The sequence below is a fragment of the Propionivibrio sp. genome, assembly GCF_047602565.1.
In the GTDB taxonomy this organism is placed as follows: Bacteria; Pseudomonadota; Gammaproteobacteria; order Burkholderiales; family Rhodocyclaceae; genus Propionivibrio.
Window position 1 is genome coordinate 886,840 of the sequence record NZ_JASGGX010000001.1, and the last position, 14,141, is coordinate 900,980.

Genomic DNA, 14,141 nt, shown 5'->3' on the forward strand with positions numbered 1-14,141 from the left:
TTATGGACTATCCAGACAACAGCACGAACACGACATAAAGCATAAAAAAATACCTTTGTTCTATGCAATCAGGTTGACTTTGGACTGATTCCACAGGCATCATCCGCGGACTGATGCATACCGCATCGTCTTGGAGACAGTCATGTCGCATGGATTCCGGGGCGTGTCCGGCCGGGCCTGGGCCGTCTTTCTGACCGGCCTGTGCGCCGCCTCCGTGGCCGGCGCCTCCCCGCCGGGCTGCAAGGTCGGCGATTGCGGCCTGCGGCAGGCGGCGCCCTTCGCGCACATCGTGGTGGCGCGCCTGTCCCACGTCGTGACGGACGACGCGATGCGCCGGCTCTATCGCTGGGGCAAGGCCGGCGTCTGGAAGCACCTGCCGGACGACGAGGCGGACTACCTCGCCCGCAACCGGGTGCTCGTCTTGCCGGCCGACGACAAGGGCACCCCGCTCATGCTGCACATGAGCCATGAAGAATACCGCCGGCTGGTCTTCCACGAAGGCGACCTCGTCCGCTACACGCCGCGCCTGGCCGGCCTCCCCCACCCGAGCGGGCCGGCGCCGTCGATCTACAGCACCCTGTCGGGATGCATCATGGTGCTCTGCCGCGCCGAGGACAGCGCCTGCGCGGCGCACTATCGGACCGGCGTTTTCCGCCACGCCGACGGCGTGCAGATCGATCCCCGGACGCAGCAGCCCCTGCCCGGCGGCATCACGATCGACCCGCTGTCGCTCCTGCCCAAGCCCGCCCCGGCCAAGGCCCCAAACAACTGACCGCGCGTCCCGCCGGCCGGCGGGGCGGCGCGCCAAACACCATTCACTCTCTTCGACGAAGGATGTTCCATGCGGATAGGTAACCTGTTCCGCCGGGCGGTTCTGGCCGGTTTTCTGATAGGCATGCTGGTGCCGCTGCCGGGCGCCGGGTCGGCGCCGCCCCAAGTCGGGGCGGCAGCCGGCGCGACCGAGCCGGCGCCGGCCCACGCGGCGCCGCTGACCTCCCGCCTGCTGGCCGAACCGCTCGTCCCGACCGGCCCGTCCTCGCCCGCCGAACGGACCGCGCTGCGCGCGGCCCTGGCGCGCTTCGACGCCGCAGGCGACCCGCTGGACCGCGGCGTCCTCGACGCCTTTCTCGAACGCCACCCGGACAGCGTGTGGACCAGCGCCCTGCGCGGCAACCTCGGCCTCGCCGCGGCGCATGCGGGACGCTACACGCAGGCCCTGCGCGACTGGCAGGCCGCCTGGGACGCCGGTCAATCCGCCACGGCACGCCCGGCCCGGGCCTTCGCCGACCGCCTCCTGGGCGAACGCCTGCACCTGCTGACCCGCCTCGGCCACCAGGATGCCGTCGCCGCCCTGCTGGCGGACACCGACGACCGGCCGCTGGCCGGCAGCGCCAGCGAAGCCCGCACCTTCGCGCGCGAAGGCCTGTGGCGGATGCGTCACCAGCCGGAAACGGCCTTCCTCTGCGGCCCGCGGGCCCTGGACCAGCTGCAGCCCGCGCCGTCGCCCGACCGGTCTCCCGGCGCCGCCGTTCCCCCGCCGGCCGCGCCGGGCGGCCATACCCTGGCCGCGCTGCACGCCCTGGCCCGGGCCCGGGGACTCGACCTCACGCCCGTGCACCGCCGCGACGGGCAGGCCATCCCCGTCCCCGCGATCATCCACTGGCAGAGCGGCCACTACGCGGCCCTCGTCGCCGCCGACGGCGACCGCTACCTGGTGCGCGACCCGGTCATGCCCCAGGAAACCTGGCTGCCCCGCGCCAGCCTCGACGCCGAAGGCAGCGGCTACTACCTCGCGCCGGCGCCGCAGGTGGCGGCCGCCGGCTGGCGCGTGCTCGCCGCCGACGAAGCCGGCCGCATCCGGGGCGCCGGCAACACCGGCACCATCATTCCCACCGAGACGCCGCCGTGCGACGCGAGCACGGCCTGCGCCTGCGACGGCGGGGACGGCGACGGCGCCGGGGGCGGCGATGGCGGCCCGTTCGGCTTCATCCCGCCGGCGGCCATGCTCACGGCCCGCGTCCAGTCGCTGGCGGTCAGCCTCGCGCTGTCCGACACCCCGCTCGCCTACACCCCGGGCAAAGGCCCCGCCGTCCCGCTCACGCTCACCTACAGCCAGCGCGAAGCCTACCAGCCGGCCGCCTTCACCTATTTCAACGTCGGCCCGAAATGGACCCTCGCCAGCCTGTCCTACATCGTGGACGACCCGCGCAGCGCGGGCAGCGGCGTGCAACGCTACAACGCCGGCGGCGGCACCACGCTCTACGCCGGCTACGACGCCGCCACCGGGCAGTTCGCCCCCACCGCCCGGGACATGGCGGTGCTGGTGCGGACCGCGGCCGAGCCGGTCGCCTACGCACGGCGCCTGGGCGACGGCAGCACGGAAATCTACGCCCACAGCGACCGCCAGGCGGCCTATCCCCGGCGCGTCTTCCTGAGCCGGATCGTTGACCCCGCCGGCAACGCCCTCAGCTTCACCTACGACGCCCGGTTGCGCCTGACCGCCCTGCGCGACGCGGACGGGCGCAGCACCACCTTCCAGTACACGCACGCCGACCCCTTGCGGGTGACCGGCATCACCGATCCCTTCGGCCGGCAGGCGACGATCGCCTACGACTCCCTCGGGCGCCTGGTTTCGATCACCGACGTCCTGGGCTTCACCTCCAGCGTCACCTACGCCGGCGGCGGCCACTTCATCGACAGCCTGACCACGCCCTACGGCACTAGCCGGTTCGCCTACGGCGAGAACGGCGTGCGGCGCTGGCTGGAACTCACCGATCCCCACGGGGCCACCGAGCGCGTCGAATTCCTCAACGGCGCCGCCGGCATCCCGTTCAGCGAAACGCAGGTGCCGGCCGGCATCGACGCCTTCAACGCCTACATCAACGGCCGCAACACCTTCTACTGGGACAAGACCGCCCATGCCCGCGCCCGGGGCGACTACACCCAGGCGCGGATCAAGCACTGGTACCACGACCGCACCGACGGCAACGCCGCGGTCGGCGTGCTCGAATCGATCAAGCAGCCGCTCGAATCCCGCGTCTGGTTCAACTATCCCGGCCAGGGCTGGGCCGGCGCCAACGGCACCTGCGACCGCCCCTCGGCGATCGCCCGGGTGCTACCCGACGGCCGCACGCAGTTGACCCGGATGACCTACAACGCGCAGGGCCAGCTGCTCACCCGCGTCGATCCCAAGGGCCGGCGCACCACCTACACGTATGCCGACAACGGCATCGACCTGGTGAAGGCCACGCGCGCCACGGCCGCCGGCGAGGACGTGCTGCTGGAAATGACCTGGAACGCGCAGCACCGTCCCCTGACGTTCACGGACGCCGCCGGGCAGGTCACCCGCTTCACCTACAACGCCGCCGGCCAGACGCTGACGCAGACCAATCCGCTGGGCGAGACCACGACCTACCGCTACGACGCCGACGGCCGCCTGCAGGCGGTCCTCGACGCCCAGGGCCGGACGCAGCGCCGCTACGCCTACGACGACCACGGCCGGCTGGCCGCGGAGACGGATTCGGAAGGCTACGCGCTGGCCTACGCCTACGACGCCCTGAACCGCCGGATCAGGACCACCTACCCGGACGGCACCACCCGTGAGCACACCTGGGACAGGTTCGACCTGGCCGCCACCCGCGACCGCCACGGCAGGACCACCCGCTACACCCACGATGCCACGCGCCGGCTGACCGCGGTGACCGATCCGCTGGAGCGCACGGTCCAGTACGGCTACCAGGAGAACGGCCGGCTCGCCAGTCTGACCGACGCGCAGGGCAACGTCACCCGCTGGGAGCGGGACCTGCAGGGGCGCGTCACCGCCAAGGTCTATCCGGACGGCGCACGCGACACCCGGGCCTACGACAGCGCCGGCCGGCTGGCCGAGCGCACCGACGCCCTGGGCCAGACCGAACGCCGCCGCTACGGGCTGGACGACCGCCTGACCGGCATCGAGTACCTCAACCCGCAGCAGCCGACCCCGGCCGTGCAGGTCCAGGACGACGACGCCTACCCGCGCCTCGCCGCCCTGACCGACGGGCTGGGCACCACGCGCTACGCCTACGTGCCCGCCGGCACGCCGGGCGCCGGGCAGGTGCAGGCGATCGACGGGCCCTACGACAACGACGTCGTCGCCTACGTTTACGACGCCCTGGGCCGCCCCACGCAACGGACGGTCGGCGAGGCGGCCGAGACCTTCGCCTACGACGCGCTCGGCCGCCTCACGGCGCACGCGACGCCGCTGGGCCGGTTCAGCTACGCCTACCTGGGCCAGACGCCGCAGGTCCAGCGCCAGCAACTGGCCGGCGGCTTCGTGATCGAGCGCATGTACGAGGGCAATGCCGGCGACCGGCGCCTGAAGGTCATCCTGCCGTGGTCGCTGGCCAGCCTGCCGGGCACGAACGCGGCGGTGCACGTGTACGAGAACCGGCCGGAGCAGCTGATCGCGGCGCACGGCACGCTGCCGGGCCGTGCGGTGCGCTACGCCTACGATGCGGCCGACCGGCTGGTGCGGGAGGAGCGCCTGCCCTGGTTCCTGGACTGGAAGACCTGGATTCCCGGCCTGGCCGAGGCCGGCGCGCCGCTCGCCACGCTGCTCGGCGAGCACGGCCGCACCCCGCCGAACCCGCCGAACCAACCGAACGTCCCGAGCAGCCGGCGCACCACCGCCTACACGCTGGACGCGGCCGACAACCTGACCCGGGTCGAGGCCCCGGACGCGGGCTGGAGCGGGACGGTCAATGCGAACAACCAGTACGTGACGGCCCAGGGCGCGCTCTGGCACTACGACGCGGCGGGCCGCCTGCGCGACGACGGCCGGCGGACGTATGCCTGGGATGCGGCCCAGCGGCTGGTCCGGGTGGCCGACACGGCTTCGGGGCGAATCAGCGAATTCGCCTACGACGGGCTGTCGCGGCTGACGGTGCGCAGGGAATACGCCCACGCCGGCGCGGCGCCGGTCGAGACCCGCTACCTGTGGTGCGGCGACCGGGTCTGCCAGCGCCGCGACGGGCGGGACGTGCCCGTCGGCCGCCACTTCGACGAGGGCGAACTGCAGGGCAGCACGGCGCTGTATTACGTGAAGGACCACCTGGGCAGCGTCGCCGACGTGGTGACCTCGCAGGGCCGCCGTCTCGGCACGCTCGACTACACCCCCTACGGCGACACCGCGGCCGCCTCCGGCACCCTCCCCGACCACCGCTACGCCGGCATGCTCGCCCATCCCGAAACCGGCCTCTATTTCACCCACTTCCGGGTTTATGATCCCCTCACCGGTCGTTGGCTCTCCAGAGACCCCAGCGGCGAAAACGGGGGATTGAACCTCTATGCGTATGTGGAGGGAAATCCGGTTAGCTTCAACGATCCTCTGGGCCTGAATCCCTTTGGGGCAGGAGGTCTTGTTGGTAATAGCGGAGGAGCAACCGGCGGGTTCGGCGGGCTGGGCGGATTTGGAGGGCTTAGCGGTAGTGGCACTAGCGGTGGCTCAGAAAACAACGGATCATTTGGCGGTTTGTTCCCTCCCGGAACATTCCCGGGTAACACAGGGAATAATGGTGGGCCGATGACCTTTCCGACTCCCATAGAGGCCGCGCCAGGGAACCATGTAGATACTGCAATACAAAATGCATACAGCAACTATGCAAGCAATATGCTAATGAGCTGTAAAGATCCTGACGATCGCTGCAAGTGGCTAAAAAACAATGCACAATATTTTCCTGCTGACGCTGTTAAAGCCACTGCCAAGGCATGGGGTTGCAGAGGATCAAGATGGAGTGGTGGAGATAATTTTTAATGACAACTAAAGCAGAATTCGATTTGCACATCCTTGCTTGGCAGCGAGTAAGGGAACTCACGAATGCCGAGTTACTATGTTTTATTCGCTCAAAGAACACACAGGTTCGTGATTTGATAATTCGAGAGTTTCACGTCAGGCCCAGCCGTGAAGTTTTGGAAATCGCGCTGTCATTAGTAAATGAGAAAAAGGCTGTAGCTCGGGCTGCAGGTTATTTGATTCTCGGACAACTCGGCTCACCTGATCGTCCATTTCGGAATGATTCCATACCTGCGATAATGAAGGGCATTGAGTCAGAGAAACTACCTTCCGTACGGTGTGCGATTGCCTATGCGATTGGTCATCTTGCCCCACCAAAAATATTCCACGAACAAATCATCGTCGGTTTTTTGCGTTATCTCGATACCAAGAACAGATCACTGCAAGAGGCTGTCGCCTTCGCTGTAGCTGGACTTTCGCCATCTGACCGATTGAATCAATTGATAGAAGTACTTTTAGCAGATGGCGATCAAGATATACGTGAGTGGGTAGAAATTGGCCTTGAGGCTAGCAAACATCGAGAGTAGCAAAATGAACCAAAAGAGATCGAGGACCGGAGTAACTCAGATTTTCAATTCACTCCGGCCTTTTAACGGAAGTGGCATAGGTTGAAGCAGGTTCTCTTAAAAATCCCCGTACCTATTGTCGCCATTCTCGCGTTTGCTTTACCCATTGCATTAATTTCCATAATTGCTTACCTAACTAGAGACGCGCTTTCTCCAGAGGAGGCGTGCAGTATGAAATGCGAGAAATTAAATCGCGTAGGCGTTATGGTTTTTGTATATCGGCCGGAAATTACCGCTGGAATGAGAAGTCAGGGACCGAAGAAGTGTGAATGTCGATAAAAAAAGGGCGGAGTAATTTAGATTTTCAATTCACTTCGGTCCTTTTAACGCTAATCATGAAAACTAATAATGGGTTCAAGGTACGTTATGAGGATGCCGACCTTCTAGACACTTGCACTCAATTTTTTTCGCACAAACAAGCATTCATTCTGATCTGTAATGACGAATCTATTGCAAAGTGCAGGAAGGCAGCTGATCTCTTCTTGCAGTATGAATCTCAACGGCCAAGGGAAAGATGGGAAAATTTGAAGAAGCTGGCGAAACTGGGGGTAGCCGGCATGCGCACACCGCCCCTCATGGCCGTATGCAATCGAGCGTTGTTACTAGGCTGGACAGTGACTGTTCGAAGAGAAGAGAACTACGTCATTCATCTAAGCCCGAGAAATAACAGTTAAGGAAAAAGCAAAAGAAAGGCCAGAGTAGTTTAGATTTTCCAATTTACTCAGGCCCTTTTCTTTGAACAATCGCCAGACCGGCACCGTCCATCTCCCTGCGGCACTCGACCCCGGCCGTGCAGTTGCTGGACGACGGAGTCTTCCACCGGACCCGCCCGGCACCTTTCCCGCCTCTTTGACACCCAGCCCCAAATGGACTAACATGAAGTGCCAAATGGAGAAAGCCATGTCCGCACAATCCCGTTCCCTCGCCAAGAAACCCGCGCCGGCCGTGGAGGCCCCGGCCGTGAAGCGGCCGAAGAACCTCGGTTTCCTGGAGACCTACCAGGCGTCTCCGTTCGAGCGCGTGGCGGTCATCCGCAAGGGGCTGCCGGCGGCGGTGATCGTCGAGACGAGCAAGGCCATGGGCATGCCGCAGGAAAGGCTGTACCAGATACTCAGGCTGCCGCGGACGACGGTGAGCCGCAAGATTTCCGCCAACGGCGTGCTTTCCCGCGAAGGCTCGGAGCGGGTGATGGGCCTGCGCAAGATCATCGGACAGGTCGAGCAGATGATCCGGGAATCCGGCGACGCCACAGGCTTCAACGCCGCGGAATGGGTGTCGAACTGGCTCGAAGCGCCTTCCAGTGCGCTGGGCGGGCAGAAGCCGGGGGATTTCATGGATACGGCGGAGGGCCAGGAAGTGGTGTCGCACCTGATTGCGCAGATGCAGTCGGGGGCCTATGCATGATCGCGTGGCGCATCGCCACGGACGCGCCGGCCTACGCGGCGGACGACCTCTCCGGAGAAGGCGCCAGGATCACCGGCGGGCGCTGGAACAGCAAAGGCATGGCCGTGCTCTACGCGAGCTCGACCATCGCGCTGACCGTGCTGGAGACGGTGGTGCATCTGTCGAGCGGCGGCCTGCCGCTGAATCGCCAGCTGGTCCGCATCGACATCCCCGACGACCTCTGGGCGCGGCGGGAGGAAATCGACCAGGAGACCGCGATCCCCGGCTGGAACGCCCTGCCCGCCGGCACGGCCAGCCTCGGCTTCGGCGACGGATGGCTGCGCGCGCAGCGATCGGCCGTCCTCGTCGTTCCCTCGGTGATCGTTCCGGAGGAGCGGAACATCCTCGTGAATCCCGCGCATCCCGACGCCAAGGACATCACGGCAAGGAAAATCCGCAAGTGGACGTATGACCCGCGGCTGTTCTAGGGCGGCGCTGAGATAGTCCACCTTCGTCATTCCGGCGAAAGCCGGAATCCAGGAACACCAACGCACTGGGCCCCGGCTTTCGCCGGGGCGACGAATAAGTTCCGCCGGGCGCCCGGCCCGCCGGCATATGCCACACGTCACCGGGCCGTCGGACGGATGCAGGCGGCGGTGCTGGCGGGTACGCAACCGCCGGTGCAGACGACTTTTCCTTCCTGATCGACCATCGCCCCGCCGCGCGGCTGGCTCGAACACAGGATGTCGCCGCGCTGGTCGGTGACGCAGCCGCCCGGGGCGCAGAGAAGCTCGCCGTAGCGGTCGTTCATCATTCCGCCGCCCGGCTTGGTGCACACGACTTCGCCGTGGCGATCGAGGGCGCAGCTCGAATCGGGCGGCCCGCAGACCACCTTGCCGCTCCGGTCCGCGATGCATCCGGCGTTCTGCGCTTCGGCCAGCATGGTCAACACGCATAGCGCGATGGCCGCAAAGAGGAGTCGGGCAATGGCGTTCATGAATTCCTCCAGCATGGCAAGGACGGGTCGCCCGGCGGCTGGCCGGGGCCGGATGCGCATCGCGTTCCAGACTAGGATTGGCGGGCGCAGACGTCAACACAAGTGTAAGAAAGCGTTTCGCCCGCCGGCGTTCGTCATCCGAAGCCGGCCTGATCCGTTACATGCCTGCGCATCCGACTTCGCCCGCCCGAAAGGGTATACTTGCCGGCTTCGCTCTGCCGGCGACGTCGGCGGACAACCACCATTCCAGGAACATGACGCCTACCCCGACCCAGCTTGCCGCACCGCCCACCGCCGTGCCCGTCCCGGTTCCCAGCCCCGTTTCCCCGACCTCGATGCCTTTGCCGGATTCGTGGCGGCCGCTCGTCGAAGGCCGGCTCAAGAAGGATGAGCAGGTGCTGGCCTGGCTGGAGATCGACCTCAACGCCGGCCTGCGCTTCGCCAAGGGGCTGGTGGCGCTGACCGACCAGCGGCTGCTGGCGCGGACGGAAGACAGCGCGGAATGGCAGAACCACGCGCTGCGCGCCGGATTGCGCCTGACGCGCCGCGACCACGCCGGCGTGGGCAGCCTGGAACTGTTCGACGCCGACGGCCGGCTGGCGCTGTGGCGCTACACGCTCGGCCAGGACATCGCCGCCGGCCGCCTGATCGACCATTTCGACCGCCAGCTGGAATTCCTCGCCACCGGCGCCCTGCCGCCGCAGCCCGAGCAGGCACTGTGCCCGAAATGCGAGACGCCGCTGCTCGCCGGCCAGGACGAATGCCCGGTGTGCGGCAAGGAGGAGCTGACGCCGCCGTCAACTTGGACGCTGTTCCGCCTGTGGCGCTTCGCCCGCCCCTACCGCTGGCAGCTGCTCGCCGGCTTCCTGCTCTCGCTGGCCACCACCGCGGCGACGCTGGTGCCGCCGTACCTGACCATGCCGCTGATGGACAAGGTGCTGATCCCCTTCCAGAACGGCCAGCCGATCGACACGGGCCGGGTGACCATGTACCTGTCCGGCCTGCTCGGCGCGGCCGTGCTGGCCTGGGCGCTCGGCTGGGCGCGCACCTACATCCTGGCGCTGGTGTCCGAACGCATCGGCCGCGACCTGCGCACCACGACCTACGAGCACCTGCTGAAGCTGTCGCAGGAGTATTTCGGCGGCAAGCGCACCGGCGACCTGATGGCGCGCATCGGCTCCGAGACCGACCGCATCAACATCTTCATCTCGCTGCACTTCCTCGACTTCGCCGCCGACGTGCTGATGATCGTCATGACCACGATGATCCTGGTCTCGATCAATCCCTGGCTGGCGGTGGTCACGCTGCTGCCGCTGCCGGTCATCGCCTTCCTGATCCACACCGTGCGCGAGAAGCTGCGCACCGGCTTCGAGCGCGTGGACCGCATCTGGGCCGAAGTGACCAACGTGCTGGCCGACACGATTCCCGGCATCCGCGTGGTCAAGGCCTTCGCCCAGGAAAACCGCGAGGCGGCCCGCTTCCGCGCGGCCAACCAGCACAACCTGGAGGTCAACGACAAGGTCAACAAGGTCTGGTCGCTGTTCGGGCCGACGGTGACGCTGCTCACCGAGGTGGGCCTGCTGATCATCTGGGCCTTCGGCATCTGGCAGATCTCGCGCAACGACATTTCGGTCGGCGTGCTCACCGCCTTCCTGGCCTACATCGGCCGCTTCTACACGCGGCTCGACTCGATGAGCCGCATCGTCTCGGTGACGCAGAAGGCCGCCGCCGGCGCCAAGCGCATCTTCGACGTGCTCGACCACGTATCCAGCGTGCCGGAGCCGGCCAATCCGGTGCATCTGCCGGCCGTCGCCGGGCGCATCGAACTGCGCGACGTGGGCTTCCGCTACGGCACGCGCAGCGTCACGCGCGACATCAGCCTGGCCATCGAACCGGGCGAGATGGTCGGCCTGGTCGGCCACAGCGGTTCGGGCAAGAGCACGCTGGTCAACCTGATCTGCCGTTTCTACGACGTTTCCGAGGGTGCGATCCTGATTGACGGCGTGGACATCCGCACGGTGCCGGTCGCCGAATACCGCAAGAACATCGGGCTGGTGCTGCAGGAGCCCTTCCTGTTCTTCGGCACGATCGCCGAGAACATCGCCTACGGCAAGCCGGACGCGACGCGCGAGGAGATCGTCGCCGCCGCGCGCGCCGCGCACGCCCACGAGTTCATCCTGCGCCTGCCGCACGGCTACGATTCGCTGGTCGGCGAGCGCGGCCAGGCGCTTTCGGGCGGCGAGCGCCAGCGCATCTCGATCGCCCGCGCGCTGCTGATCGACCCGAAGATCCTGATCCTCGACGAGGCCACCTCGTCGGTCGATACGACGACCGAGAAGGAAATCCAGAAGGCGCTCGACAATCTGGTGCGCGGCCGCACCACCATCGCCATCGCGCACCGGCTGTCTACGCTGCGCGAGGCCAACCGCCTGGTGGTGCTCGACCGCGGCAGCGTGGTCGAGGTCGGCAGCCACGACGAGCTGATGGCCAGGGAAGGCCACTATTACCGCCTGTACCAGGCGCAGGCCCGCAACGTCGACGAGGAGAACGGTTCGGACCTCGACGCGGCCGGCGGGCAAGGCAAGGAAGGAGACCGCGAATGACCGCCACCCCGGATTTCCGCCTGCATCGCGACGGCTTCGGCCGCCTGATCTTCACCGGCGGCGACGGCGAGGCAAGCGAGGCCCTGCCGGTGCGCGCCTTCCCGATCGGCGCGCCGGACGACGGCATCGCGCTGGTCGATCCGCACGGGCACGAACTGGCCTGGATCGACCGGCTGGCCGACCTGCCGGCCGAACTGCGCGGGCTGGTCGAGAGCGAACTCGCCAGCCGCGAATTCATGCCGGTGATCGAGCGCATCGTCGAGGTGTCCAGCTTCGCCACGCCGAGCACCTGGACGATCGTCACCGACCGCGGCGAGACCAAGCTGATCCTGAAAGGCGAGGAGGACATCCGCCGCCTCGCCGCGCCGGCGCTGCTGATCGCCGACAGCAACGGCATCCAGTACCTGATCCGCGACCGCCAGGCGCTCGACGCGGGCAGCCGCAAGATCCTCGACCGCTTCCTCTGAGCCATGCGCTGCCCTTCAGTCAGCCGAACGGCGCATTCCGCGTTATTCGGCGCATGATCGCTCCCGCCCCTGACACTCTCCTACCGCACGCCACTCACCGCAGACCACGCACATGACCAGCAAAGACATCAAATTCCGCGAAATCCGCCACCTGCGCGGACCCAACATGTGGACCTACCGTCCGGTCCTGCAAGCCATCGTCGACATCGGCGACCTGGAGGACTGCCCGTCCAACACCATTCCCGGCTACTACGAGCGCCTGAAGGCGCTGCTGCCCTCGCTGATCGAGCACCGCTGCAGCTACGGCGAGCGCGGCGGCTTCCTGCGCCGGGTCGAGGAAGGCACCTGGCCGGCGCACATCCTGGAGCACGTCACGCTGGAACTGCAGAACCTGGCCGGCCTGCCCGGCGGCTTCGGCAAGGCGCGCGAGACGTCCGAACGCGGCGTGTACAAGGTCATCGTGCGCGCCTGGCAGGAACAGGTCACCCGCGCCGCGCTGCACGAGGCGCGCGAGCTGATCATGGCGGCGATGGAGGACCGCCCGTTCGACGTGGACGCCGCCGTGGAACGGCTCGCCGACCTCGTCGATTCGCGCTGCCTCGGCCCGTCAACGGCGAGCATCGTCAACGCCGCCGACGACCGCGACATCCCGACCATCCGCCTGCTGGAGACCGGCAACCTGGTGCAGCTCGGCTACGGCGCGGCGATGCGCCGCATCTGGACGGCCGAGACCGACCGCACCAGCGCCATCGCCGAGGGCATCTCGCGCGACAAGGACCTGACCAAGCGCCTGCTGCAGAACTGCGGTGTGCCGGTGCCGGAAGGCCGCGAGGTCGACAGCCCCGAGGACGCCTGGGAAGCGGCCGAGGACATCGGCCTGCCGGTGTGCGTCAAGCCGGTCGACGGCAACCACGGGCGCGGCGTGTTCATCGACGTGAAGACGCGCGAGGAGATCGAGAAGGCCTATGCCATCGCCGTCGACGAAGGCTCCGGCGTGCTGGTCGAGCGCTCGATCCCCGGTTCCGAGCACCGCCTGCTGGTCATCGGCGGCAAGCTGGTCGCCGCCAACCGCGGCGACATGGTCAAGGTCAGCGGCGACGGCGTGCATAGCGTGCGCGACCTGATCGAACTGCAGATCAACTGCGATCCCCGCCGCGGCCCGAGCGAAAGCCACCCGCTGTCCCGCATCCGCATCGATTCGGCAGCGCGGATCGAACTCTCGCGGCAGCAGCTCGACGCCGACTCGATCCCGGCAGCCGGCCGCGAAGTGCTGATCCAGCGCAACGCCAACCACGAATTCGACGTCACCGACGACGTGCATCCCGAAACCGCGGAAATCGCCGCGCTGGCCGCGCGCGTGGTCGGGCTGGACATCGCCGGCATCGACCTCGTCTGCGAGGACATCTCCAGGCCGCTCGCTGAGCAGCGCGGCGCCATCGTCGAGGTCAACGCCGGGCCCGGCCTGCTGATGCACCTGAAGCCCGGCGTCGGCAAGCCCCGGCCGGTCGGACAGGCCATCGTCAACCACCTGTTCCCCAACGGCGCCAGCGGGCGCATCCCGGTCGTCGGCATCACCGGCAGCCACGGCAAAACCACGGTGGCCCGCCTCGTCGCTCGCCTGCTCACGCTCTCCGGCAGGCACACGGGCCTCGCCTGCGGCGACGGGCTGTTCTTCGACCGCCGCCAGTCGGAAAAGGGCGACTGCGCGCACTGGGAACACGCCAACCGCATCCTGATGAACCGCGCCATCGAGGCCGCGGTCTTCGAGAACGGCAGCGACGCCATCGCCACCGAGGGCCTGGCCTACGACCGCTGCCAGATCGGCGTGGTCACCAATTTCGACGCCGCCCGGCACACCGGCCGCAGCTACATCGACACGCCCGAGCACGCCTACAACGTGCTGCGCACGCAGGTCAACCTGGTCCTGAAGACCGGCGCCGCCGTGCTCAACGCGCGCGTGCCGGAACTGCAGGAAATGGCCGAGCTGTGCGACGGCGAGGTCGTTTATTTCGCCTACGACCCGTCGCTGCCGGCGATCACCGCACATCTCGAACAGGGCCGGCGCGCCGTCATCGTGCGCTACGGCCAGATCATGCTGGCCAGCAGCGAGGGCGAGGTGTCGCTGGCCAAGCTCAAGGACGTCCCGCTCACCGAGGGCGGCGCCAACGTCGCGCAGACCGAGAACGTGCTGGCCGCCATCGGCGCCACCTGGGCACTCGGCGTCACGCCGGACGTCATGCGCACCGGCATCGAAACCTTCTTCATCGAACAGCACTAACCCGAGGAAACCAGGAT

Annotated in this window: 9 protein-coding genes; 8 read left to right on the top strand and 1 reads right to left on the bottom strand. The window is 67.1% G+C overall.

Features of this window, described 5'->3' with window-relative positions:
* The first annotated feature begins 142 nt into the window (after nucleotides 1-142).
* The 5 genes from QM701_RS04000 (at nucleotide 143) to QM701_RS04020 (ending at nucleotide 8,267) form a co-directional block, all read left to right on the top strand.
* Nucleotides 143-772 carry a hypothetical protein gene (locus QM701_RS04000; protein ID WP_415165802.1) on the top strand — a complete coding sequence of 210 codons (630 nt, stop codon included), beginning with the start codon at nucleotides 143-145 and terminating at the stop codon, nucleotides 770-772.
* Nucleotides 773-841: 69 nt separating this feature from the next.
* Complete coding sequence (locus tag QM701_RS04005; protein WP_415165803.1) at nucleotides 842-5,791, top strand: RHS repeat-associated core domain-containing protein; 4,950 nt, start codon at nucleotides 842-844, stop codon at nucleotides 5,789-5,791.
* Nucleotides 5,791-6,357 (top strand): hypothetical protein, encoded by a 567-nt coding sequence (locus QM701_RS04010; RefSeq protein ID WP_415165804.1) that lies wholly within the window; start codon nucleotides 5,791-5,793, stop codon nucleotides 6,355-6,357. The genes QM701_RS04005 and QM701_RS04010 overlap by 1 nt, the downstream gene beginning before the upstream one ends.
* 939 nt (nucleotides 6,358-7,296) lie before the next feature.
* The gene (locus tag QM701_RS04015) at nucleotides 7,297-7,800 is read left to right on the top strand and encodes an antitoxin Xre-like helix-turn-helix domain-containing protein (protein ID WP_415165805.1); all 504 of its coding nucleotides are present in this window, start codon (nucleotides 7,297-7,299) and stop codon (nucleotides 7,798-7,800) included.
* On the top strand, nucleotides 7,797-8,267 hold the full coding sequence (locus QM701_RS04020; protein ID WP_415165806.1) for an RES family NAD+ phosphorylase: 471 nt from the start codon (nucleotides 7,797-7,799) through the stop codon (nucleotides 8,265-8,267). The genes QM701_RS04015 and QM701_RS04020 overlap by 4 nt, the downstream gene beginning before the upstream one ends.
* A gap of 137 nt (nucleotides 8,268-8,404) precedes the next feature.
* Here the strand turns inward: QM701_RS04020 and QM701_RS04025 are convergent, their stop codons facing one another.
* Nucleotides 8,405-8,776, bottom strand: a complete 372-nt coding sequence (locus QM701_RS04025; protein ID WP_415165807.1) for a hypothetical protein — start codon at nucleotides 8,774-8,776, stop codon at nucleotides 8,405-8,407.
* Between the two features lie 254 nt (nucleotides 8,777-9,030).
* Between QM701_RS04025 and QM701_RS04030 the strand changes: the two genes are divergently transcribed.
* The 3 genes from QM701_RS04030 to cphA all read left to right on the top strand — a co-directional run bounded on the left by QM701_RS04030 (nucleotide 9,031) and on the right by cphA (nucleotide 14,124).
* Entirely contained in the window at nucleotides 9,031-11,379 is a 2,349-nt protein-coding gene (locus tag QM701_RS04030; protein ID WP_415165808.1) for an ABC transporter transmembrane domain-containing protein, read from the top strand.
* Nucleotides 11,376-11,846, top strand: a complete 471-nt coding sequence (locus QM701_RS04035; protein WP_415165809.1) for a DUF1854 domain-containing protein — start codon at nucleotides 11,376-11,378, stop codon at nucleotides 11,844-11,846. Before QM701_RS04030 ends, QM701_RS04035 begins: the two co-directional genes overlap by 4 nt.
* Before the next feature lie 112 nt (nucleotides 11,847-11,958).
* Nucleotides 11,959-14,124, top strand: coding sequence for a cyanophycin synthetase (gene cphA / locus QM701_RS04040; protein WP_415165810.1), 2,166 nt, complete (start codon nucleotides 11,959-11,961; stop codon nucleotides 14,122-14,124).
* The last annotated feature ends 17 nt before the right edge of the window (nucleotides 14,125-14,141 follow it).

What these genes read in the sequence shown, in the direction of transcription:
- QM701_RS04000 (WP_415165802.1), top strand. Translation starts at nt 143, where the DNA reads ATGTCGCATGGATTCCGGGGCGTGTCCGGCCGGGCCTGGGCCGTCTTT.
- QM701_RS04005 (WP_415165803.1), top strand. Translation starts at nt 842, where the DNA reads ATGCGGATAGGTAACCTGTTCCGCCGGGCGGTTCTGGCCGGTTTTCTG.
- QM701_RS04010 (WP_415165804.1), top strand. Translation starts at nt 5,791, where the DNA reads ATGACAACTAAAGCAGAATTCGATTTGCACATCCTTGCTTGGCAGCGA.
- QM701_RS04015 (WP_415165805.1), top strand. Translation starts at nt 7,297, where the DNA reads ATGTCCGCACAATCCCGTTCCCTCGCCAAGAAACCCGCGCCGGCCGTG.
- QM701_RS04020 (WP_415165806.1), top strand. Translation starts at nt 7,797, where the DNA reads ATGATCGCGTGGCGCATCGCCACGGACGCGCCGGCCTACGCGGCGGAC.
- QM701_RS04025 (WP_415165807.1), bottom strand. Translation starts at nt 8,776, where the DNA reads ATGAACGCCATTGCCCGACTCCTCTTTGCGGCCATCGCGCTATGCGTG.
- QM701_RS04030 (WP_415165808.1), top strand. Translation starts at nt 9,031, where the DNA reads ATGACGCCTACCCCGACCCAGCTTGCCGCACCGCCCACCGCCGTGCCC.
- QM701_RS04035 (WP_415165809.1), top strand. Translation starts at nt 11,376, where the DNA reads ATGACCGCCACCCCGGATTTCCGCCTGCATCGCGACGGCTTCGGCCGC.
- cphA (WP_415165810.1), top strand. Translation starts at nt 11,959, where the DNA reads ATGACCAGCAAAGACATCAAATTCCGCGAAATCCGCCACCTGCGCGGA.